Origin of the sequence: Rhodococcoides navarretei, assembly GCF_038069675.1 — a bacterium.
Lineage (GTDB): Bacteria > Actinomycetota > Actinomycetes > Mycobacteriales > Mycobacteriaceae > Rhodococcoides > Rhodococcoides navarretei.
This window is the reverse complement of record NZ_JBBPCN010000001.1, coordinates 2,289,372-2,312,034: the sequence shown is the minus strand read 5'-3', so window position 1 is coordinate 2,312,034 and position 22,663 is coordinate 2,289,372. Positions and strand designations below refer to the sequence as shown.

Sequence of the window (22,663 nt, the reverse complement as noted above, 5' to 3'; positions counted from 1 at the left end):
GGTTCTGCGGCAGGGCCGTTGTGCGACGTAGACTGCTCTGGCTGATTTCGAGGCGATATCTTCGCCTCGGCCGAACTCCCGAGGAGACCCTTTGCCGGACGACGGCCACACATCGAGAAACTCCGATGTGCCGATCGAAGAAGACATCGAGCAGGCGCACCTGACGCGGCTGTACACCCAGCTCGACGCACTGCGCGAGTACGCCGCGAACCGATTGCGCGCGGTGCTGTTGGAGACCGGCGGTACCCCGCAGGCTCGCAGTGAACGCGAATCGTTCAACCAGATGTACACCGAGGACATCGCCAAGTACGACGCCGCCGAGAACGGACTGTGTTTCGGGCGCATCGACCTCGACCCCGAGTCCCTCGACCCCAAGGTCGACGACCGGCCCGAGCGCTACATCGGCCGCGTCGGAATTCTCGACGACAAGAACGATTACGAAACGCTGCTGCTGGACTGGCGCGCCCCGATGGCCCGACCGTTCTACCTTGCGACTCCGGCTGCCCCGGAGAACGTGTTGCGACGCAGGCACATTCGCACGCGTGGCCGCCGAGTGACATCGATCGCCGACGAATTCCTCGACCTGAAGTCCGCTCGATCGTCGAGCGATGCCGCTGTGGCAGGCGGAGTGGCGAGCGAAGGTGCGCTGCTCTCGGCACTCGATGCCGCACGTACCGGTCAGATGAACGACATCGTCGAGACGATCCAGAGCGAACAGGACGCGATCATCCGATCGCAGCACCGCAGTGTGCTGGTGGTTCAGGGCGGACCGGGTACCGGCAAGACAGCCGTCGCACTGCACCGCGCCGCGTACCTGCTCTACACCTACCGCCAGCAGCTCGGTAAGAGCGGTGTGCTGATCATCGGACCCAACGCCACGTTCCTCGATTACATCGGGCAGGTACTGCCGTCACTCGGCGAGACGGGTGTGCTGCTGTCCACGATCGGCGACCTCTACCCGGGAGTCCGTGCGCAACGCGAGGACACGGCTCTGGCGACCGAGGTCAAGGGCAGACTGTCGATGGTCGAGGTACTGACTCAGGCGGTACGCGACCGTCAGGAAGTTCCCGCCCAACCCCGTCGTCTGAAGTTCGACACCTACGACATCACGCTCGATCGCAAGATCGTCACTCGGGCTCGCGGACGCGCCCGCTCGTCCCGGCGACCGCACAACCTGGCTCGGCCGCTGTTCGTGTCCTCGGTCATCGACCAGTTGGCGAACCAATTGGCGGCGAAACTCGGGCAGAACCTCGTCGACGGGTCCAGCCTGCTCAGCGCCGACGACATCGCGGACATGCGCGACGAGATGCGCGAGGACCAGGACGTCATGGCCGCCGTCGACGAGCTGTGGCCCGATCTGTCTCCTCAGCAGGTACTCCGCGACCTCTTCGCATCGCCCGAGAAGATCGCCGCGGCAGCGCCTGCACTGAACGAGGCGGAGCGGGAGGCTCTCGTTCGTCGGGGCCACCGCTTCTCGTCGGCCGACGCTCCCCTGCTCGACGAACTCGCCGAGCTGCTCGGCGTCGACGACGCGGCCGAACGTGAACAGGCGCAACGCCAATGGCGAGGTCAGATCGCCGATGCCCAGGGCGCACTGGACATCCTGACCGGTTCGGCACCACAGGACCTCGAGGACGAACTCGATCCGGAGATCCTGATGGCATACGACCTCATCGATGCCGATCAGCTTGCGCGACGCCAGAATTCGGGTCAACGACTCACCACGGCCGAACGAGCCGCCGGTGACCGAACGTGGACCTACGGGCACGTGATCGTCGACGAGGCGCAGGAACTCTCTGCGATGGCGTGGCGAATGGTGATGCGGCGCATACCGAATCGGTGGATGACGCTGGTGGGCGATACTGCCCAGACCGGTGATCCCGCCGGAACATCGTCGTGGGGTTCGGTTCTCGAACCGTACGTGGCCAAGCGGTGGAAGCGAACCGAACTGACGGTGAACTACCGAACACCGTCCGAGATCATGGTCGTTGCACACGACGTGTTGGCTGCCATCGATCCCGAGCAGTCCGAGCCACGATCCATTCGCAGCACCGGAACACGACCGTGGGCCCAACGAGTGGCAGCAGCGGATCTGGTCACCGCGGTGGAGAAGCGAGTTGCCGATCACCCGCGCCCAGGCCTGAGCGCCGTGCTGGTTCCCGCGGGCCACGTCGACCGATTCCGCCATCTGGCAACGGAATCGGTCACCGTATCGACGGTCAAGGATGCCAAGGGACTCGAATTCGACTCGGTCCTGATCGTCGAACCGGCCGCAATCGTGGCCGAGTCCATCAAGGGCATGAACGATCTGTACGTGGCACTCACCCGAGCCACGCAACGCCTCGGTGTGGTGCACGTCGACGCACTACCGGGGGAACTCTCGGCGCTGCAGCCGTTCGAGCCGGAGGTCTAGAGAACCGCACATGCCAACGGCCCGCTCCGTCGATTCCATGGAGCGGGCCGTTGCCGAGTGGGGGTTGGATCAGCGGACGGTGTGCACGATCAGAACATCGCAGGTGGACTTGCGAGCGGCGTCCGACGGAACCGAACCCAACAGGCGACCAGTCAACGAGTTCAGACCGCGGTTGCCGACGACGAGCAGATCGCCCTTCACCTCGTCCACGAGTGCCAGCAGCGACTCGACGGGGGCACCGACGATCGCCTTCTCCTCGATGTTCTTCGCACCGGCCTTGGTGGCGTGTTCACGCGCAGTGCGCAGAATCTCACGCGTCGGGGCCGATCCGGTGATCTGGTAGGCGTCCTCGCGCAATGCATCGGCGGCAGCGGACGTGTCCTTCGGATCGGCCGGGTAGTACGCGCAAGCGATCACCAGGGTGGCTTCGGCGTCTCCCGCCAGAGCCGCGGCCTTCTCCACTGCCCGCAGTGACGATTCGGAGCCATCGGTCCCGACGACGACGGTGCGGTAGGCGCTCATTCATTCCTCCATTTGTCGGTCACACACAGATGTGACACTTCTGGTCGAACTCGATTGGTGCAAGTCACAGGACCGAAAGACGTGGTCCGGGGACTGATGCGCTGACATTAGCCGGAACCGGCCGATCGGCACGTGAACTTGGGGAACAACACGATCCGCGCCACTCACATACATTGGTTTCCATGCCGATTCCCCGCCCGCCACTGTCGAGACGGGCCATGACCGTCGGTGCCGCCGTGATCGCAGTTCTGGCGGTAGCCGCTCTCGCATTCGTAGTCCTCCCCCAGGATTCGAGCGCCGACACTTCCACGCGTGATGCGCGCATCACGCTACCGGACAGCCCCGGGTCGACGGGCACCGTCGACATCGACGCACGGCTCTACACACCTGCTGTCACACCAGCGCCGACTGTGCTGCTCGCCCACGGCTTCGGCGGCAGCAAGGACTCGGTCGACGGTGAGGCACGCGACCTCGCGGCACGCGGATACACCGTCCTCGCGTACAGCGCACGCGGGTTCGGCGACAGCACGGGTTCGATCTCGATCAACGACCCCGATCGCGAGGTCGCCGACGCGCGCGGACTCATCGACTGGCTCGCCGAACAACCGGAGGTGGAACTCGACACTCCCGGCGACCCCCACATCGGCGTCGCCGGCGGATCGTACGGCGGCGCACTGGCATTGAGCGCCGGTGGTACCGACCCCAGGATTGATTCGATAGCCGCAGCGATCACCTGGAACGACCTGGGTCAGGCGCTGTTCCCCAACTTCGGGGTGACCTCCGCCGAGGGCCGAGAAGCCCTCGGCGACATCGCTTCTCCTGCAGCCGCCGAGTACGGCGGCCCCGGCGTACTCAAGCGCGGCTGGGCCGGAGTGTTCTTCGGCGTCGGCGCATCGAGTGCAGTGCCCGGCGGCGAGGGCGACGGCGACGGAGAGTCCAGCGCCGACGTCGGCACGTCGGCGTGCGGAAGGTTCGCACCCGAGTTCTGCGACGCCTACGCCCAATCCGCCGTGACCGGAATCCCCAGCCAACAGCTGCTCGATCTGCTGACTGCCCACTCGCCGGTCGCGGTGGCGTCGAACATCACTGCACCGACTCTTCTGGTCCAGGGCTCTCAGGACACTCTCTTCGGCCTGGATCAGGCCGACGCGACGGCGCGTCAGATCGCGGCGGCCGGTGGGAACGTCACCGTGCGGTGGTTCGACGGCGGCCACGACGCAGGCGGAACCGACGACACGAGCGATCGAGCCATCGCAGACTTCTTCGACAGGACGTTGCGTGACACGGACACAGAGACCGATACCGGTACCGAGCCGTTCGTGTACTCCACTCAGCGGGCAGCCGACGAGCGCGGCGGGGACCGCGACCGCCGAATGACAGCTCCCGCCTACCCAGGACTGACCCCTGCATCCGACCCCACGGCAACCAGGTCGGTGACGTTCGCACCCACAGCGGACAACCAGTCGATCATTCGTCCACCCGGAGCGTCACCGTCGGCGATCTCGTCGGTACCCGGTTTGGGCTCGGTGCTCTCGACTCTCGGATCGACCGGGGCCGGAGCAGCCCTGACCGCGGACCTGCCGGGCCAGTCGGCAACGTTCACCAGCGACCCCGTCGATACGTCCGTGACGATCACCGGTGCCCCGCGAGTGAATCTGCGCGTGGCGTCTCTGGCCGCACCCGATCAAGCCGTTCTGTTCGCGAAACTCTACGACGTCGCGCCGAACGGCACGAGAACACTTCCGGGTGGTGCGGTCTCGGCGATCCGCCTGCCGGCCACCGAGGGCATCGACCCCGTCGACGTCACCGTTGCGCTGCCTGGCATCAGCTACACCGTCCAGCAGGGTCATCGTCTCGAGCTGAGTATCTCCACCACCGATCAGGCCTACGCCGTTCCGCTCGAACCCGCACAGTTCAGCGTCGCCATGACCGACAACACCATCGCATTACCGACCGTCGCCGCCGTGGCGAGTGCGAACAGCACGGTCCCGGTGGCACCGCTGATCGGCATCGGAGTCGTCCTGCTCGCGGTCGCGGGTGCGATCGTGGCGGGAGTGGTGCGGACCAGACGTCGCGCAGTCGCCGAAGTGGACGAGGACCTCGTCGACACTCCGCTGGTGATCACCGATCTGGCCAAGACGTACTCGAACGGCTTCCGCGCCGTCGACGGCGTGAGCTTCGAGGTGAAGCAGGGCCAGGTTCTGGGTCTCCTCGGTCCCAACGGCGCAGGAAAGACCACCACCCTGCGGATGTTGATGGGCCTGATCACTCCCACCGGCGGCGACATTCGAGTCTTCGGCCACAAGGTGACGCCCGGCGCCCCGGTGCTGTCCAGGTTGGGCTCGTTCGTCGAAGGATCCGGCTTCCTGCCGCACCTGACCGGAACGCAGAACCTGCGGCTGTACTGGGAAGCGACCGGTCGTCCGATCGAGGACGCCCACCTCGAGGAAGCCCTCGAGATCGCCGACCTCGGCACCGCGATCGAACGCAAGGTCAAGTCGTACAGCCAGGGGATGCGGCAGCGGCTGGCGATCGCCCAGGCCATGCTGGGGCTGCCGGATCTGATGGTCCTCGACGAACCGACCAACGGACTCGACCCACCCCAGATCAGGACGATGCGTGACGTGCTGATCAACTACGCGAAGACCGGACGAACCGTGTTGGTGTCGAGCCATCTGCTCGCCGAAGTGGAGCAGACCTGCACCCATGTGGTCGTCATGAATCGCGGATCGGTGATCAGTTCCGGCACGGTCCGCGAACTGACCGCGGCCGGCGGACAGACGGAGATCAGGGTCGACGACGCCACGCGCGCGCAGTCGGTGCTCGGTGCCTCCGGCCACGACGGCGCGGTGATCGTCGACGACGGCACGGTGACCGTCGACCTGACCGACGCCGACTCCGCCGTCGTGATCAGAGAGCTCGTCACCGCAGGGATTTCGGTGCGCGGATTCTCGCAATCGACGCGCCTCGAAGACGTGTTCCTCGACCTCGTCCACCGGGACAACCCAGGGTCCGACACCAGCAAGGATCGCTCATGAGCACCACACACGCAGACGGGCGCGCTGCCGGGTACACCGGCGGCAGCACCTTGCCGTTCCGTACCGAGTTGCGCAGGCAACTGGGACGTCGCCGCACTCAGCTGGCCATCGGCTTCCTGGCCCTGCTTCCGGTGATCCTGGCCATCGCCTTCACCGTCGGTAGCTCGAGTGCGGACTCCGATGCCGATGGGCTCATCGAGCTCGGCACTCGCGGAGGCATGAACTTCACCGTCTTCGCTCTGTTCATGTCCGTGGGATTTCTGCTGATCGTGGTGGTGGCCCTGTTCTTCGGCGACTCGGTGGCAAGCGAAGCTTCGTGGTCGAGCCTGCGATACCTGCTGGCCATTCCCGTGCCCCGGAGTCGACTGCTGACGCAGAAGGCCTTGGTGTCGGCCACCCTGTCCAGTGCTGCGATCGTGGTGCTCGTCGGGGTGTCGCTGTTGATCGGCACCGTGATGTACGGCGCGGAGTCGCTCATCACCCCGCTGGGTGAGGGACTGTCGTACGGAACCTCGCTGGTGCGGCTACTGATCGCGGTCGCGTACATCGGCATCAACCTGCTCTGGGTGGCCGGCCTGGCAATGCTGCTGTCGGTGCTCACCGACGCCCCTCTCGGGGCCGTCGGCGGCGCGGTGATGACGTCGATTCTGATGCAGATTCTCGATCAGATCACCGCACTAGGATCACTGCGCAACTACCTACCCGGGCACTACGCCAATTCGTGGATCGACGCATTCGGCACGAGCATCGACTGGAACGACATGGTGGTCGGCTCGTTCTCGGCCATCGCATACGCGGCTCTGTTCGGGCTGATCGCGTGGCGACGTTTCGGCACCAAGGACATCACCAGCTGAGACGGACTACTTCTTTTTGATCGCTGGTCCGAAGACGCCCTCGGGAATGACGCCCTGGCCGACGATCGACTCGCGCCACGGCGTCGCTAGCGAGACCAGCCGAGCGGCACCGTCCTCGCCGAGGGCGGCCCACGGCGCAACGGCGAGGTCGTTGGTGATGTCCTCGACCAACGTGCGGAGATCTTTGCCATCCTGAGTCAACGCTTCGTCGGACGAGAGCAGCTCGCGGTCGGCCAGAGATGCGACCGCTGCGTCCCACTGCTCCGTCGACCATCCACGACGCTTGCGAGCGAACTCCTTCTCGAAGCCGTAGCCGGTGGCAGTGTGGGTGATGAGCGCTTCGAGACCGTTCAAGCCCGCCGTTTGCAGCGCCGCAATGTGACCGTCGCCGCGGTATTCGCGAATCAGCGTCAGGGCGTGCCACAGCACGAGGTGCGGAGCTGTGGGCCAGTCGAGCTCGGCATACGCGGCGTACAGGGGTCGACCGTCGTCACCGGGAATTCCCCGGGCCGCGATCGACGCCAGGTCGGCGGCCTCGGCCATATCCGCGGACGCCAGAACCTCGGGGCCGAGCAGTCGACCGAAGGCGGCATCGAGAGTGGCGTATCGGATGGCCATGATCTCGTCGGGCGAGGCGATGTCCCAGGCGGCGGGTACGAGCGGTGCCACCAATTCCCGGTTGAAGTTGTAGAACGTGGCGGTGACGACACCTGCGCCGACCCGCCCCAGAGGTGCCGCCCGGCCCGCGAAATAGCAGGCCCGCGGCGGCAACCCAGCCGCGACCAGAGCGTCCTGCGTCTCCGGAAGGAAATAGGTCATCGAGTGAATCAGTTCGAGAGCGCGAGAGGTGCGGCCGGCGGTGGTTGCGTCCATCGTTGAACCGTATCGCGTCTCCAACCTGCCCTATTTGAGGCCGGCCGCGTCCATTCCGCGCAGTTCCTTCTTCAGATCCTGGATCTCGTCGCGCAGTCGGCCCGCGAGCTCGAACTTCAACTCGCGTGCCGCGTTCATCATCTGGTCGGTCATGTTCTTGATCAGATCGGCCAGCTCGGCGCGCGGCATCGACGACACGTCCTGCCCCTCGTACACCCCAGTGCTGACCGATCTGCCCGCCTCGCCCTGCGCTCGCCGCCCACGGCTCGCGTTTCGACCGGACCCACCGATCTCGACGACGGACTCGGTGTCATCGGCTTCCTGGTACACCTGGTCGAGGATGTCGGCGATCTTCTTGCGCAGCGGCTGAGGATCGACGCCTCGCTCCTTGTTGTACGCGATCTGCTTCTCACGCCGACGCTCGGTTTCCTCGATCGCGTAGGTCATGGAGTCGGTCATCTTGTCGGCGTACATGTGCACCTCGCCGGACACGTTTCGCGCGGCACGGCCGATGGTCTGGATGAGGCTGGTACCGCTACGGAGGAAGCCTTCCTTGTCGGCGTCGAGAATCGCCACCAACGAGACTTCGGGCAGGTCGAGACCCTCGCGGAGCAGGTTGATGCCCACCAGCACGTCGTACTCCCCCAGCCGAAGTTGCCGAAGCAGTTCGACGCGGCGCAGCGTGTCGATGTCGGAGTGCAGGTAGCGGACACGAATGCCCAGTTCGAGCAGATAGTCGGTCAGATCCTCCGACATCTTCTTCGTCAGCGTGGTCACCAGCACACGCTCGTCCTTCTCCGCGCGCTCCCGGATCTGATGGACCAGGTCGTCGATCTGGCCCTTCGTCGGTTTGATGACGACCTTCGGATCGACCAATCCGGTCGGGCGGATCACCTGCTCGACGAACTCACCCCCGGTCTGGCCCAACTCGTACTTTCCCGGTGTTGCCGAGAGGTAGACCGTCTGACCGATTCGCTGGGTGAATTCCTCCCACGTCAACGGTCGGTTGTCGGTCGCGGACGGCAGACGAAAGCCGAAGTCGACGAGGTTGCGCTTACGCGACATGTCGCCCTCGTACATGGCCCCGATCTGCGGCACCGTCACATGGGACTCGTCGATGACGAGCAGAAAGTCCTCGGGAAAGTAGTCGATCAACGTGGCGGGCGCAGTGCCTGCACCGCGGCCGTCGATGTGCCGCGAGTAGTTCTCGATACCCGAGCAGAACCCGACCTGCTTGATCATCTCCAGGTCGTATTGCGTCCGCATCCGTAGCCGCTGTGCCTCCAGCAGCTTTCCCTTGCTCTCCAGCTCGGAGAGCCTTCCTTCGAGTTCGGCCTCGATGTCCTTGACGGCTCGTTCCATCCGCTCCGGACCGGCAACGTAGTGCGTGGCCGGGAAGATGCGCACCGAGTCGACCTGCCGAACGATGTCTCCGGTGAGCGGATGGAGGTAATACAGCGCTTCGATCTCGTCGCCGAAGAACTCGATGCGAATCGCCAGTTCCTCGTAGGACGGGATGATCTCGACGGTGTCACCGCGAACGCGGAACGATCCGCGGGTGAAGGCCATGTCGTTGCGGGTGTACTGCACGTCCACCAGCAGCCGCAGCAGCGCGTCACGCTGCACCTCGACGTTGACCTCCAGCTCGATCGACCGATCGACGTACGACTGAGGAGTACCGAGACCGTAGATGCAGGACACCGACGCCACCACGACCACGTCACGTCGCGACAGCAGAGATGCCGTCGCCGAGTGCCGCAGACGCTCGACATCGTCGTTGATGGACGAGTCCTTCTCGATGTAGGTATCGGTCTGGGCGATGTAAGCCTCGGGCTGGTAGTAGTCGTAGTACGAGACGAAGTACTCGACTGCGTTGTTGGGCAACATGTCTCGCAGCTCGTTCGCCAACTGCGCCGCCAACGTCTTGTTCGGTGCCATCACCAGAGTGGGGCGCTGCAGCTTCTCGATGAGCCAGGCAGTGGTGGCCGATTTGCCGGTACCGGTGGCACCGAGCAGTACGACGTCTTTCTCGTCCGCCTTGATCCGCCGTTCGAGCTCGGCGATGGCGGTCGGCTGATCACCGGCCGGCGTGTGTTCGCTGACGACCTCGAATGCCGGACCGGTGCGCTCGATTGCGCCCACCGGTCGGTGTTCGGAGTGCGCGACAACGGGATGTTCGGATGCAAACGCCATTTCACAAGCCTAGACGCGACCACCGACAAGTTCCGTCGGGCAGACTCCGAAGGCCGGTTCCCGGTAGCTTCTACAGGCATGGTCGCTCACACGTCAGCCGGTGCGCACGCCGTCGTTCATGCCCCCAAGCACGAGACGTTCGACCTCGTCGCCAAGACGAACGTGGATCCCAAGGGGTTCGTCCGTGTCGTCGACGAATACCGCGTCGAGCCGTGGGGGCTGTACATGGCCCGCCCGTCGGATCACGCCCATTTCGACTACCTGGAGTCCTGGTTGCTGCCCGCTCTCGGGCTCCGGGCCTCGGTGTTCCACTATCTGCCGGCTCACGCCCGCGATCAGGACTACTACGTGGACATCGGCGAGTACACGGCAGGCACAACCCAATGGACTTCCGTCGACCATTACCTCGACCTCAGCGTCCGTACCGGCCGCGATTACGACCTGCTGGACGTCGACGAGTTGTTCGACGCACGGGTGGCGCAACATCTGGACACCGCCACAGCCGAACTCGCGCTGACCAGATCGATCACGGCCATCGAAGGACTGTCGCGCCACGACTACGACCTGAACGCGTGGCTCGCGTCCGTCGGCATGCCGACCGAGTGGAACGGCAAGCCGTCCTGAATCCGCATCATCGGAAGACTCTGTCGATCGATCGGAACGCTCCCATCTCATGGTCCGCACGGAAGTGCTCATGATCGGCATGTACTCGCTGAGCTGATTCGTCTGCAAAGGCAACTATGTCTTCGACGAACAACTCACGGGAGCCGATGGCCGCCAGGATGTCGGGCTCGATGTCACGATCGACCAAGCCTGCCTCGTCGGACAGCGCATGTGCCTGCGCCAGGGATCGGCCACAGATTTCCGCGTACTTCTTCCACTGTTTGCCGGACAGGCCGTCGAGGTCGATGTCGTTGCGAAACGGTGCGCGCTCGCGAACCATGAAGGCAATGCCGTCGACCTCGGCCGCACCGTAGAAGCGGTCGCCACCGACAAGCAATACACCCTGAGCGTGGGAGATGCGTCCCGCGTCGCCGTCGATCACGTAGTCACCCGGCGGGGCCAGGCCATCCAGGGCAGATCTCCGCGCATGCTTGAACTCGATGATGATGTCGTCGGTGCCGTCCTGCCGCGGACCCTCGACCTTGAGGTAGTAGCGAGGCAAGCCCAGTGACGCAGTGCCTTGCCCCAGCCGTTTACATACGTCCTTGACCCGGAGTGTGCCGGCGCGGTCCGGGATCTCGACGCCTTTGTCCTCGACGAACTTCTCCAGTGCCTGCTGGAACTCGGGCAAGCGGTGGGTGATCGGTACATGCTCGTCGTCGGCTTTGAAACCCCAGCTGTACTCGTCGTGGTATTTCCTGGCCAACCAGTGTGATCTGTCCTCCAGCGAGTCCTCGATCAGCTTTCGAATCAGTTTCGGCGCGTTGTCCTGGCGCATCTGCTGGTATTGCTCACTGGAGTCTGCGGCAAGCTGCTCCATGGCATCGATGTAACCACCCACGAAGCACGCCGCGATCTTGCGCTGCTTCTTACGGCCCTTCCGGCCCTCGGCCCCCGAACCGATCATGAACGCCGTCGCCCCTCGCTTGAGATCCCAGGTGAACGGCGCGTAAAAGGATTCGTCGAAATCGTTCGGACCGAAAATGGGCACGTTGTCCACGCTCGGCATCACCCCGAAGTTCTCCGGGTGGACGTCGCCCAGAGTCAGGACCGTAGGCATCCACGCATCCTCACCCGCCATATCCCGGTAGAACAGCAGGCACGTTCCGCGAAAGAAGGAGAAGACGCTCCTGTGTAGTTTCTCGAACTTGGCGACGGCTTCTTCGTCCCTGTTTGCGATCCGAGTCTCGTGATCCTCGCGGATGGTCTGACGCACGTGTCTGCGCCGCTCATGACCGGTGAGGTGTCGCGGAAGAAACACCATCTCACCGCGGGCTCTGGCGTGCGCCAAATCGCGAAAAGCCTCGAACCGAGACGCGGTCGGTTTCCCTCCGAGTCCGTCCGACACCTCGCCAGTTGCGGGTGGCTGGGCATCGGCCAGAGATTCAGGTGTCGTCATGGTTGTGTGTTTCCCCCGAAGGTGTGGCCTTCAATCGCTGTCCGGCATTCGAACCGGGGAGGATTCGAGCCTGCCGACAACGCTCGTGAACGCGCCGTCAGGATGACCACCCGGTATCGCTCGCCCACTGCCATGCCCGACGGTATGCCACGTCGAACCATGGGGCTTTCGCGTTCTCGTACGCCTCGATCGCCGATCGGAAGTCCGTGATTCCGGCAGCGGCCTCGGAGGCGCGTCGCTTGATACCGGAATACTCGGTGGTGACGCTGTCGTCCGCCCGCAACCAGTCACGAAACAACAGTGCGAACGTCTGATTGGGCCAGCCGTCCACCCGGATGTGTACGTTCGCCGGCCGGCCTGGATCCGCACTGCCGTGAAAACGCTTGGACCACAAGGCCGGATCGGCTTCGCCGCCGATGCCATATGCAGGCTTCGGGTGATCGAAGTTGCTCGCCTCCCGCCGAGGGAAGCCTGACGCGCGCAACTGCTCGGCTACCGAATCGGCGTCGTCGAGGCTGCGAACCGTGATCTGAATGTCGATGACATCCTTGGCGTCGAGACCGGGCACTGCGGTGGAGCCGATGTGGTCGATTCGGACTGCCTTGTCGGCGCAGGCAAGGGCCAGGCGCGAGATGATGCGTCGCGCCTGCAATTCCCACGTGGGATCGGCTGTCACCTGTTCCGGATGAACACGCGCGATGATCCCCTCCCTGATGTTGCGCTCGAAGGGAATCAGACGGTCGTTCCACAACGCTCGGACTTCGTCGTCGACGCTGCCCGGCGCGCCGGTGTTGTCGATCCACACGTCTGCCGCGGCTCGGCGCGCATCATCGGTTGCCTGCGCTGCGATCCGCGCGCGAGCGTCGGCCTCGGGCATGCCTCGCTGTCCCGTGAGACGACGTACCCGTTCCTCGGCGTCGACCCACACGATGACCACGAGGTGAAAGAACGGCCCCATCGATCCTTCGACGAGAAGCGGAATGTCCTGCACCACTATCGCATCCGGCGCTGCTCCGTCGATTATCTCGGCGGTGCGTTCGCCGACCAACGGATGAACGATGGCGTTGAGTTTCTTGCGGGATTCCTCGTCGCCGAATGCCTTGGCCGCCAATGCCGGCCGGTCGAGCGAGCCGTCGGGTGCGAGAATGTCGGCACCGAAGGTATCGGTCAGTCGTTGCAGCCCAGGTGTTCCCGGCTCCACGACTTCACGGGCAAGCACATCGGAGTCGACGAGCACTCCCCCGAGTTCGGTCAGCACCTTGGCAACGGTCGATTTTCCGGCACCTATTCCACCGGTCAGTCCCAATCTCAGCATGCACCCAGTCTGACACTCGAACACGCCGAAGCACACCAGCCTCAAATGCACCGGTTTGGGGAGTCGGTCGGTTATCTTCGACGAGCGCGACCTCGATGTGCCGACCCACTGCTATTGAAAAGGACACCCATGCGAAGCAATCAGATCCAACCGGGTCGGCACCGCCTTGGCATGGATGCAGGCGTTCATTGCATTCTCATTCCTGAAGTAGCCTCGGCGTTGGCCGACCATCGGCGTAACTGGTTCACCAACCTTCTGACCCCCGCCCGCCACAGCTTCGCCACCATGCGCAAGCGCACGGCGAGCGTCGGCCAGTGGAGTCCAGCCACCGCCGCGTAGTTCGCACTCCCCCTCATACATGGGCCCGGTTCATCCGAACCGGGTCCATTGTCGTGTCCGTAAGTACTCTGCTCACCTGATTCGAATGAGAAAGCCCCGGTTCTCACAGGGAGAACCGGGGCTCGGTGTCACACCCTCACGGGTGGACCACTTCTATCAGGCGTTGCCCGACAGCTTCTCGCGAAGTGCAGCGAGCTGCGCATCGCTGGCCAGCGATCCACCGGTCGAGGCCGGAGCCGACGCTGCGGGAGCGTCGCCTTCTGCATCGGCGGGGGCCTGACCCGACTCGGAGGAGTAGTTGGTGTTGGCGGCTTCGGCAGCTTCGTCCTTGGCCGTCTTCTCCATCTGAGCGGTGTGCATCTTGTGGCGACGCTCTGCCTCGGCGTAGCGACCTTCCCACTCTTCACGCTGCTTCTCGTAGCCTTCGAGCCATTCGTTGGTCTCGGAGTCGAAGCCCTCGGGGAAGATGTAGTTGCCACCCTCGTCGTACGAGTCGGCCATGCCGTACTTGGACGGATCGAACTCTTCTGCGTAGTCCTCGTTGGCCTGCTTGAGGCTCAACGAAATCCGGCGACGCTCGAGGTCGATGTCGATGACCTTGACGAGTGCGTCGTCGCCGACACCCACGACCTGGTCCGGAACCTCCACGTGGCGCTCGGCCAGCTCGGAGATGTGCACGAGGCCCTCGATGCCCTCTTCGACGCGCACGAATGCACCGAAGGGAACCAGCTTGGTGACCTTGCCGGGCACGATCTGGCCGATCGCGTGGGTGCGAGCGAACTGGCGCCACGGATCTTCCTGAGTTGCCTTGAGCGAGAGGGAAACACGCTCGCGGTCCAGGTCGACGTCGAGAACCTCGACGGTGACCTCGGTGCCGACCTCGACAACCTCGGAGGGGTGATCGATGTGCTTCCAGGACAGCTCGGAGACGTGCACCAGGCCGTCGACGCCACCCAGGTCCACGAAGGCACCGAAGTTGACGATGGAGGACACGACGCCCTTGCGGACCTGGCCCTTCTGGAGCTGGTGCAGGAACTCGCTGCGGACCTCGGACTGGGTCTGCTCGAGCCATGCGCGGCGCGACAGGACCACGTTGTTGCGGTTCTTGTCGAGCTCGATGATCTTGGCCTCGATCTCCTTGCCGACGTACGGCTGGAGGTCGCGGACGCGACGCATCTCGACGAGCGAGGCGGGAAGGAAGCCACGAAGACCGATGTCGAGGATGAGTCCACCCTTGACGACCTCGATGACGGTGCCCTTGACGGCCTCGTCCTTCTCCTTGAGCTCCTCGATCGTGCCCCAAGCGCGCTCGTACTGAGCTCGCTTCTTGGACAGGATCAGACGGCCTTCCTTGTCCTCCTTGGTGAGGACGAGTGCTTCGATCTCATCTCCCACGGAGACGACCTCGTTGGGGTCGACATCGTGCTTGATGGAGAGCTCGCGGGAAGGGATGACGCCTTCGGTCTTGTAACCGATGTCGAGTAGAACCTCGTCACGATCGACCTTGACGATGGTGCCCTCGACGATGTCACCATCGTTGAAGTACTTGATCGTGGCGTCGATGGCGGCGAGAAAATCCTCTGCGGAGCCGATATCGTTGACGGCTACCTGCGGTGAGGTTGTGGTTGAGGGCATGTGTTGAGTTGCTCCGGACGGGTTGGGTATCGGTTGATGGATGTTCGGTCGGACCAGGTGAAACGTGTGCAGCACGAGAATGTTCGGCGATCCGTTGCCGGGTCCGCATGCGTCGACGCCGGGCGAACCCGACTCGAGCGCAGCATGAACACACTCTCGTTTAACAGGGTACGCGATGCCGCAGTACCAGCACAAACCCGGTTAGAGTCGGCGGGTGACCGATCTTTCCGCAGCGTCCACACCCGGCCGAGGCCGAATCGACTCGGTCGCGAGTGACCGTGCGAGTCGTCTCTGGTGGGATTCCGACGCCGAGAACTACCACCGTACCCACGGCGCGTTTCTGGGAGTGTCGACCGAATCCGGAGAGTTCGTCTGGTGCCCGGAGGGGCTGCACGAGGGCGACGTGCATCTACTGGGCGACGTCGCGGACAAAGACGTCCTCGAGGTGGGCTGCGGCAGCGCACCGTGCGCCCGCTGGCTCGGGTCTCAGGGAGCGCGTGCGATCGGTCTCGACATCTCGATGGCCATGCTGCAGCGAGGCGTCGACGCCATGACCACCGGCGGATCGACGGTTCCCCTGGTGCAGGCCAGTGCGGAGTCCTTGCCGTTCGCCGACGAGCGGTTCGACATCGTCTGCTCGGCCTTCGGCGCGGTGCCGTTCGTCGCGGACTCCGCCAACGTGATGAAGGAAGTCGCGCGGGTACTGCGGCCGGGCGGGATCTGGGTGTTCGCGGTCAATCATCCGATGCGCTGGATCTTCCCCGACGATCCCGGCGTGGGCGGTTTGACCGCGACGATTCCGTACTTCGACCGCACCCCGTATGTCGAGTACGACGCCGACGGGACCCCCAACTACGTGGAGCATCACCGCACGATCGGTGACCGAGTACGCGAGCTGGTCGCCGCAGGGCTGGAGGTCCGCGACATCGTCGAGCCGGACTGGCCGGAGTGGCTCGACCGCGAGTGGGGTCAGTGGAGCCCACTGCGCGGCCAGCTCTTCCCTGGCACCGCGATCTTCAGCAGCCGCAAACCGCACTGACCGAGAGCGCCTCGATCAGCGCCGGTGCACCCGGGCTTCGACGGCTTCGGTGAAGGCACTGGTCGACGCCTGTCCGCCGAGGTCCGCGGTCGCTACCCCGGATTCGACCGTGGCCTCGACGGCATGTCGGATGCGGCGTGCGGCTGCGGCGAGCCGCTCGTCCCGATGCCGCGGGGCGAGCCACTCGAGCAGCATCGCGGCGGACAGGAAGAGGGCAGTCGGGTTGGCACGGTTCTTGCCCGCGATGTCCGGAGCCGAACCGTGGGAGGCCTGCGCCATGGCCTGAGTTTCCGAGGAATTGAGCGACGGCGCGGTGCCGAGCGACCCGGACAGCTCGCCCGTCAGATCCGACAGAATGTCGCCGAACATGTTCTCGGCCACGATGACGTCGTAATCCTCGCCCCGTCGAACCAGGTGCGCCGCGAGCGCGTCGACGTGTTCCTCGGCGACCTCGACGTGCGGAAATTGTTCGCCCACTGCGCGGCACGCATCGCGAAACAGCCCCGTGGTCATGGCCAGCACGTTGGTCTTGTGCACGATCGTGAGCTTGCGGCTGCGTCGCTCCGCCAGAGAGAAGGCCTCGCGGGCAATGCGTTCGCAGGCCGCGCGCGTGAACACTCCGACCGCCAGTGCGACATCGGGGGTGGGCATGAACTCTCCGCTGCCGACGAACATGTTGCGATCGGCGTAGAACCCCTCGGTGTTCTCCCGCACGACCACCAGATCCATCCGCGGGGACACGGCCCGCACACCCGGTAGCGCCCTCGCGGGCCGGATGTTGGCGAACAGGTCGAACTCCTTGCGAATCCGTCCGCCCGGAGTCAGCTGTGACCGGAAGGGGTCCGGATAGGACGCGCTGTCGTGCGGTCCGAGAATCCAGCTTTCGAGCTCGCCCAGCGTCGCGAGCGTGGAATCGGGCATGGGCGTCCCGTGCTCGTCGATGGCACCGAGCCCCAGCGGCAGGTGCACCCAGTCGACTGCCGGTCCATCGGCGGCCACGAGGGCCGCGTCGACCACCCGAATCGTTGCGGGCACGATCTCGTGGCCGATCCCGTCGCCGGTCATGGCCCCGATCCGTAGCGCCGTTGCGTTCCGACCGTCCGTCTGCGACATCATGGCCTCCATGGTGCAGTCCGCAGAGCTTCTCCTCGACTCCGGCCTCGACGCAGCGGTTCGCCGCGAGTGGTCGGCACTGTCCGACGCCGGCCTCCCGAGCCAGAACCGGCACCGCGGTGAATCGAACCGCCCGCACGTCACCGTCGCGGTGGCGTCGTCGATGCCGGCCGCGGTGGACGACGGTGATGCTGTCCGCTTCGATCCGTTCGATGTGCGTCTCGGCGGGCTCGTCGTGTTCGGTGGTCGAACGATGACGTTGGCGCGACTGGTCGTTCCGTCGAGCGAGTTGCTCGATCTGCACGCCCGGCTCTTCGAGGCCGTGGTCGATCGTTCGCTGGAGCACCTCGAACCCGGCCGATGGACACCCCACGTGACGCTGGCCCGGCGATTGACGCCCGAGGAGGCAGGAGCAGCGGTGCGCCTGCTCTCGGCCGACGTCGACGATCTGGTCGGATCTGCGGTTGCGCTGCGCCGATGGGACGGCGAGGGCAAACGCGAGTGGCGAATCGGCTGACCCCCGGCACCCTAGAACCGGAAATCACCGAACTGAGTCACCTCCGCATGAGTATCGGGAGCGAAGCCAGCGAGCACGATGGCGTCGAGGGCCAGGAACATCAGCACAACCACCAATACAATTGTCATTCCGTTAGCTTCCAACTTGCGAAGACAGTGCACGAGTGGCAGTAACGCCACACTTCGACGAATTTCTGCCATACTTCTGTGCATGCTGAAACGAGTGGTAGTCGCGCTGATGCCGTTGACCGAACAGTTCGAGCTGGGCGTCGCCTGCGAGGTGTTCGGATTCGATCGCTCGGGCGAGGGCCTACCCACCTACGACTTCTCCCTGATCGCAGGTGTCCCCCAACCGATCCGCACCCGCGTCGGCTACACCATCGACGTGCCCCACGATCTCGACAGCCTCGACAGTGCCGACCTGATCATCATCCCGGCCGGAGGTACCGAGGCGGCGATCGACGGCAGCTTCGTGTGCGGCACCGAATACGACGCGTCCATCGAACCCCTGTTGGCCAAACTGCGAGCGGCAGTGGAGCGGGGCGCGATGGTCGCGAGCCTCTGCAACGGTGCCTTCGTACTCGGCAAGGCGGGACTCCTCGACGGCAGACCCTGCACGACGCATTGGCGGCACTCTGCCTCGCTGGCCGCGAAATACCCCCTGGCGCAAGTCGATCCGAACGTCCTCTACGTGGATGCAGGCAACGTACTCACCAGCGCAGGCACGGCGGCCGGTATCGATCTGTGCCTGCACATCGTGCGCAAGTACCAGGGCAGCGTCGTGGCGAACGGGATCGCCCGCAGGATGGTGGTTCCGCCTCATCGTGACGGCGGACAGGCTCAATTCGTCACCAGTCCCCTGCCCGCCACGCACACCGAGACATTGGCACCGCTGCTGGACTGGATGACCCAGAATCTGGACTCCGAACTGACCATCGGCCGACTGGCCGCGCGAGTGAACATGTCGGCGCGCACATTCGCTCGCAAGTTCGCCGCCGAGACCGGAACGACACCCGCACGCTGGCTCAACGACCAACGAGTACTGGCAGCGCAGCAGCTGCTGGAGAACTCGGATCTGCCGATGGATTCGATCGCCGAAGTGGTCGGCTTCGGAAATGCCGCCGCTCTGCGGCAGCACTTCGTGCGGTTGCGGTGCACCACCCCGAACTCGTACCGCCGGACGTTCCGCGCCGCACCCTTGCCCGCCTGACACACGGCGCTTCCACGCAGCCGGGATGATTCCGGCAAGTACCCGCGTTGAGACACACCAGAAGCGCAATCAAACGAAAGGGACCGCGTGGCCACTCAGACTTTGACCCAGCAGAATTTCGACGAGATCGTGACGAGCAACGACGTGGTGTTGGTCGATTTCTGGGCGTCCTGGTGCGGACCGTGCCGCCAGTTCGCTCCCACCTTCGAGAAGTCGTCCGACGCACACCCCGACGTCGTGCACGCCAAGGTGGACACCGAGGCCGAGCAGGGCCTGGCAGCCGCAGCGCAGATCCAGTCGATTCCGACGATCATGGCGTTCCGCGAAGGCATTCTCGTGTACGCACAGCCAGGCGCACTGCCTGCACCGGCGCTCGAGGACCTCGTCGGTCAGATCAAGGCACTCGACATGGACGTGGTGCGTCAGCAGATCGCCGAGCAGGCTCCCGCTGCGGAATAGTTTCTCGCCCCTGCACACGAAGCGAAGGGCCGCTCACCGAATTCGGTGAGCGGCCCTTCGTCGTTCTTTCCTGCGCGGCCTCGAGTCAGTGCGCAGCGGCATCCCAGCTGCGCCCGGTGCCGACCGACACTTCCAGCGGCACCGACAGTTCGATGGCCGAGGACATCTTGTCGCGTACCAGCGCCTCGACTTCCTCACGCTCGGATTCGACGACCTCGAGTACCAGTTCGTCGTGCACCTGCAACAGCATTCGTGACTTCAGCGTCGACTCCGCCAGCGATCGATGCACGTCGATCATCGCAACCTTGATGATGTCTGCGGCGGTGCCCTGGATCGGGGCGTTGAGCGCGGCCCGCTCGGCGACCTCGCGGCGCTGACGATTGTCGCTGTTCAGATCGGGCAAGTAGCGACGCCTGCCGTACAGCGTCGAGGTGTACCCCACCTTGCGCGCTTCCTCGACGGCGTTGCGCAGGTAGTCACGAACGCCACCGAACCGCGCGAAGTACGCCTCCATCTGCTGTTTCGCCTCGTCGGTGGAGATCTTGAGCTGTGCGGCGAGACCGAATGCGCTCAGTCCGTATGCCAATCCGTACGACATCGCCTTGACCCGGCGACGCAGTTCGGGGGTCACCTCCTCGATCGGCACACCGAACGCCCGAGAACCGACGAAACTGTGCAGATCCTCCCCGGTGTTGAACGCCTCGATCAGACCCTCGTCGCCGGAGACGTGGGCCATGATGCGCATCTCGATCTGGCTGTAGTCGGCGGTGAGCAGGGTGTCGTACCCGGCCCCGACGACAAAGCCGTCACGGATGTGACGTCCCGCCTCGTTGCGCACCGGAATGTTCTGCAGGTTCGGCTCGGTGGACGAGAGCCGTCCGGTGGCTGCGACCGTCTGATTGAACGTGGTGTGAATGCGTCCGTCGTCAGCAACGGATTTCAGCAGGCCGTCGACAGTGACCTTCATCCGCGTCGCGTCGCGGTGATCGAGCAGGAATTTCAGGAACGGGTGCTCGGTCTTCTCGAACAACCCTTGCAGCGCATCGGCATCGGTGGTGTACCCGGTCTTGGTCTTCTTCGTCTTGGGCATGTCGAGTTCCTCGAACAGCACCACCTGCAGCTGCTTCGGTGACCCGAGGTTGATCTGCTTGTCGATCACGCCGTAGGCGGCGTTTGCGGCCTCGTCGACCTGTGCCGCGAATCCGGACTGCAGTGCGCGGAGGTGATCACCGTTCACGGCGATACCCGTTGCCTCGACATCGGCCAACACTGTCAGCAGAGGCAGCTCCATCTCGGAGAGCAGGGTGGTCGACTCGATGGCGGCGAGCTCGGAGTCCAGCGCATCGGCCAGGTCGATGACGGCCCGCGCCTTGAGGATCTCGCCCTCGGCGAACGCCGCATCGGCGGTGTCCTCGGCATCGAGCAACGACATCTGACCTTCACCCGTATCCTCCACCCGGAGTTCGCGTTTGAGATAGCGCAGAGAGAGGTCGTCGAGATTGAACGATCGCTGTCCGGGCCGCACCAGATAGGCCGCCAGGGCGGTATCGGTCGTCAGACCGTCGAGGGTCCAGCCCCGTCCGCGCACCGCATGCAGTGCCCACTTGGCCTCGTGCAGCGCCTTGGGTTTCGTCGCATCGGCCAGCCAGGCGGCGAGTGCCTGCTCGTCGGATTCGTCCAGAGCGGTCGTCGTGACGAACGCCCCCTCACCGTCGGCCGCAGCGATCGCCACCGAGGTCGCGTCGCTGTCGAAGGGCCGGCGCGGGCCGAGGATCGACAGCCCGCTGCGTCGGCCGTCGGATGCGTGTTCTGCCAACCATGCGGCGAGTTCGCCCGGCGCGACGATGCCGCCGCGGACATCGAAACCTTCCTCCGCCTCGGGTTCGACCGACGCGAGAGTCTCGAACAACCGGTCCCGCAGAATGCGGAACTCCAGATCGTCGAACAAGGCGTGGATCTTCTCGCGATCCCACGGAGCCAGTTCGAGCTGATCGGGAGTGAAGGGCAACGGCACGTCCCGCACCATCTCGGTGAGCTCCCGGTTGAGCACCACACTCGACAGGTTGGCGCGCAGCGCTTCCCCCACCTTGCCCTTGACCTTGTCCACGTTGTCCACGAGAGCCGTGAGGGAGCCGTACTCGATGATCCACTTGGTCGCCGTCTTCTCGCCGACCCCAGGAATGCCGGGAAGATTGTCGCTCGGGTCGCCGCGCAGGGCCGCGAAATCCGGATACTGCGACGGCGTCAATCCGTACTTGGTGGCGACCTCGTCGGGGGTGAACCGAGTCAGGTCCGAGACGCCCTTACGCGGATAGAGCACCGTGACGTTGTCGGTCACGAGCTGCAGTGCATCCCGGTCACCGGTGACCACGAGGACGCGGTAACCGAGCGCTTCTGCCTGGGTCACCAGAGTGGCGATGATGTCGTCCGCCTCGAAACCCGCCTCTGCCATCACCGGGATACCCATGGCACCGAGCACGTCCTTGGTGATGTCGACCTGGCCGGCGAACTCGTCCGGCGTCTTGCTGCGGTTGGCCTTGTACTCGGGGAACCGCTCGGCGCGGAAGGTCTGCCGCGAGACGTCGAACGCGGCCGCGATGTGCGTCGGTTTCTCGTCTCGCAACAGATTGATCAACATCGAGGTGAACCCGTACACGGCGTTGGTGGACTGACCGCTGGTGGTCTTGAAGTTGTCCGCGGGCAGAGCGAAGAAGGCCCGGAACGCCATCGAGTGGCCGTCGATGAGCAGCAACGTGGGCCGCTCCCCGCCCGCTTTCGCATCGGTCTCGGCTGCGGGCGCTGCACTTTTCTCCGTTACTGGGCTCACGGTTGACCAGTCTAGGGAGCCGGTCCGACAACTCGTAGCCGGATGCACGCGCCACGACGCGATCGCACTCACGGCGGCCGTCGCGCACCGCGAAACACAACCGATACTTTCCGGAAATCTCAGTCGCCGATTTTGCGTCGTTTCAACGGATAGAGTCCGACAATTGCAGGAAACCCACATACCCGTGGCACAACGACAACCGTCCGGAGGACGTGCGTGGCTCCAAATGTTCGATGGACCAGAAAGGTGCAACCG

The 22,663-nt window shown here is 64.6% G+C and carries 17 protein-coding genes; 9 read left to right on the top strand and 8 right to left on the bottom strand.

Going from position 1 to position 22,663, the window contains the following annotated elements:
- The first annotated feature begins 91 nt into the window (after window positions 1-91).
- Window positions 92-2,413, top strand: coding sequence for a HelD family protein (locus AABD04_RS11115; protein ID WP_341441203.1), 2,322 nt, complete (start codon window positions 92-94; stop codon window positions 2,411-2,413).
- Between the two features lie 69 nt (window positions 2,414-2,482).
- On the opposite strand, the gene AABD04_RS11110 is transcribed toward AABD04_RS11115, so the two are convergent.
- Window positions 2,483-2,935 carry a universal stress protein gene (locus AABD04_RS11110; RefSeq protein WP_243594910.1) on the bottom strand — a complete coding sequence of 151 codons (453 nt, stop codon included), beginning with the start codon at window positions 2,933-2,935 and terminating at the stop codon, window positions 2,483-2,485.
- 182 nt (window positions 2,936-3,117) lie between these two features.
- Between AABD04_RS11110 and AABD04_RS11105 the strand changes: the two genes are divergently transcribed.
- Window positions 3,118-5,973: an alpha/beta fold hydrolase gene (locus tag AABD04_RS11105; RefSeq protein ID WP_341441202.1), complete on the top strand. Its 2,856-nt coding sequence runs from the start codon at window positions 3,118-3,120 to the stop codon at window positions 5,971-5,973.
- Complete coding sequence (locus tag AABD04_RS11100; protein ID WP_243594912.1) at window positions 5,970-6,827, top strand: ABC transporter permease; 858 nt, start codon at window positions 5,970-5,972, stop codon at window positions 6,825-6,827. Before AABD04_RS11105 ends, AABD04_RS11100 begins: the two co-directional genes overlap by 4 nt.
- A 6-nt stretch (window positions 6,828-6,833) precedes the next feature.
- On the opposite strand, the gene AABD04_RS11095 is transcribed toward AABD04_RS11100, so the two are convergent.
- Together AABD04_RS11095 and uvrB are read right to left on the bottom strand one after the other, a co-directional pair.
- A complete protein-coding gene (locus AABD04_RS11095; protein ID WP_341441201.1) occupies window positions 6,834-7,700 on the bottom strand; it encodes an SCO6745 family protein in 867 nt (288 codons plus the stop codon).
- 30 nt (window positions 7,701-7,730) lie between these two features.
- Window positions 7,731-9,893, bottom strand: a complete 2,163-nt coding sequence (gene uvrB / locus AABD04_RS11090; RefSeq protein ID WP_341441200.1) for an excinuclease ABC subunit UvrB — start codon at window positions 9,891-9,893, stop codon at window positions 7,731-7,733.
- A gap of 78 nt (window positions 9,894-9,971) precedes the next feature.
- Between uvrB and AABD04_RS11085 the strand changes: the two genes are divergently transcribed.
- On the top strand, window positions 9,972-10,517 hold the full coding sequence (locus AABD04_RS11085; protein WP_341441199.1) for a ribonuclease FAU-1 family protein: 546 nt from the start codon (window positions 9,972-9,974) through the stop codon (window positions 10,515-10,517).
- Between the two features lie 7 nt (window positions 10,518-10,524).
- On the opposite strand, the gene AABD04_RS11080 is transcribed toward AABD04_RS11085, so the two are convergent.
- Entirely contained in the window at window positions 10,525-11,955 is a 1,431-nt protein-coding gene (locus AABD04_RS11080; RefSeq protein WP_341441198.1) for a DUF2252 domain-containing protein, read from the bottom strand.
- Window positions 11,956-12,052: 97 nt separating this feature from the next.
- Window positions 12,053-13,270: a dephospho-CoA kinase gene (gene coaE / locus AABD04_RS11075; protein ID WP_341441197.1), complete on the bottom strand. Its 1,218-nt coding sequence runs from the start codon at window positions 13,268-13,270 to the stop codon at window positions 12,053-12,055.
- 129 nt (window positions 13,271-13,399) lie between these two features.
- On the opposite strand from coaE, the gene AABD04_RS11070 reads away from it, so the two are divergent.
- Entirely contained in the window at window positions 13,400-13,609 is a 210-nt protein-coding gene (locus AABD04_RS11070) for a hypothetical protein (protein ID WP_121869710.1), read from the top strand.
- 156 nt (window positions 13,610-13,765) lie between these two features.
- Here AABD04_RS11070 and rpsA read toward each other — a convergent pair whose 3' ends face one another.
- On the bottom strand, window positions 13,766-15,244 hold the full coding sequence (rpsA, locus tag AABD04_RS11065) for a 30S ribosomal protein S1 (RefSeq protein ID WP_027497255.1): 1,479 nt from the start codon (window positions 15,242-15,244) through the stop codon (window positions 13,766-13,768).
- 214 nt (window positions 15,245-15,458) lie between these two features.
- Here rpsA and AABD04_RS11060 point away from each other — a divergent pair, with 214 nt between their 5' ends.
- Entirely contained in the window at window positions 15,459-16,283 is an 825-nt protein-coding gene (locus AABD04_RS11060) for a class I SAM-dependent methyltransferase (RefSeq protein ID WP_341441196.1), read from the top strand.
- 15 nt (window positions 16,284-16,298) lie between these two features.
- Here AABD04_RS11060 and AABD04_RS11055 read toward each other — a convergent pair whose 3' ends face one another.
- Complete coding sequence (locus AABD04_RS11055; protein ID WP_335741615.1) at window positions 16,299-17,396, bottom strand: isocitrate/isopropylmalate dehydrogenase family protein; 1,098 nt, start codon at window positions 17,394-17,396, stop codon at window positions 16,299-16,301.
- Between the two features lie 10 nt (window positions 17,397-17,406).
- On the opposite strand from AABD04_RS11055, the gene AABD04_RS11050 reads away from it, so the two are divergent.
- The 3 genes from AABD04_RS11050 (at window position 17,407) to trxA (ending at window position 19,581) form a co-directional block, all read left to right on the top strand.
- Complete coding sequence (locus AABD04_RS11050; RefSeq protein ID WP_341441195.1) at window positions 17,407-17,913, top strand: 2'-5' RNA ligase family protein; 507 nt, start codon at window positions 17,407-17,409, stop codon at window positions 17,911-17,913.
- A 210-nt stretch (window positions 17,914-18,123) separates the two neighbouring features.
- Window positions 18,124-19,122: a helix-turn-helix domain-containing protein gene (locus tag AABD04_RS11045; protein ID WP_341441194.1), complete on the top strand. Its 999-nt coding sequence runs from the start codon at window positions 18,124-18,126 to the stop codon at window positions 19,120-19,122.
- Window positions 19,123-19,209: 87 nt separating this feature from the next.
- Window positions 19,210-19,581 carry a thioredoxin gene (gene trxA / locus AABD04_RS11040; RefSeq protein WP_032394311.1) on the top strand — a complete coding sequence of 124 codons (372 nt, stop codon included), beginning with the start codon at window positions 19,210-19,212 and terminating at the stop codon, window positions 19,579-19,581.
- 85 nt (window positions 19,582-19,666) lie between these two features.
- Here trxA and polA read toward each other — a convergent pair whose 3' ends face one another.
- Window positions 19,667-22,408: a DNA polymerase I gene (gene polA / locus AABD04_RS11035; RefSeq protein WP_341441193.1), complete on the bottom strand. Its 2,742-nt coding sequence runs from the start codon at window positions 22,406-22,408 to the stop codon at window positions 19,667-19,669.
- Window positions 22,409-22,663: the final 255 nt, after the last annotated feature.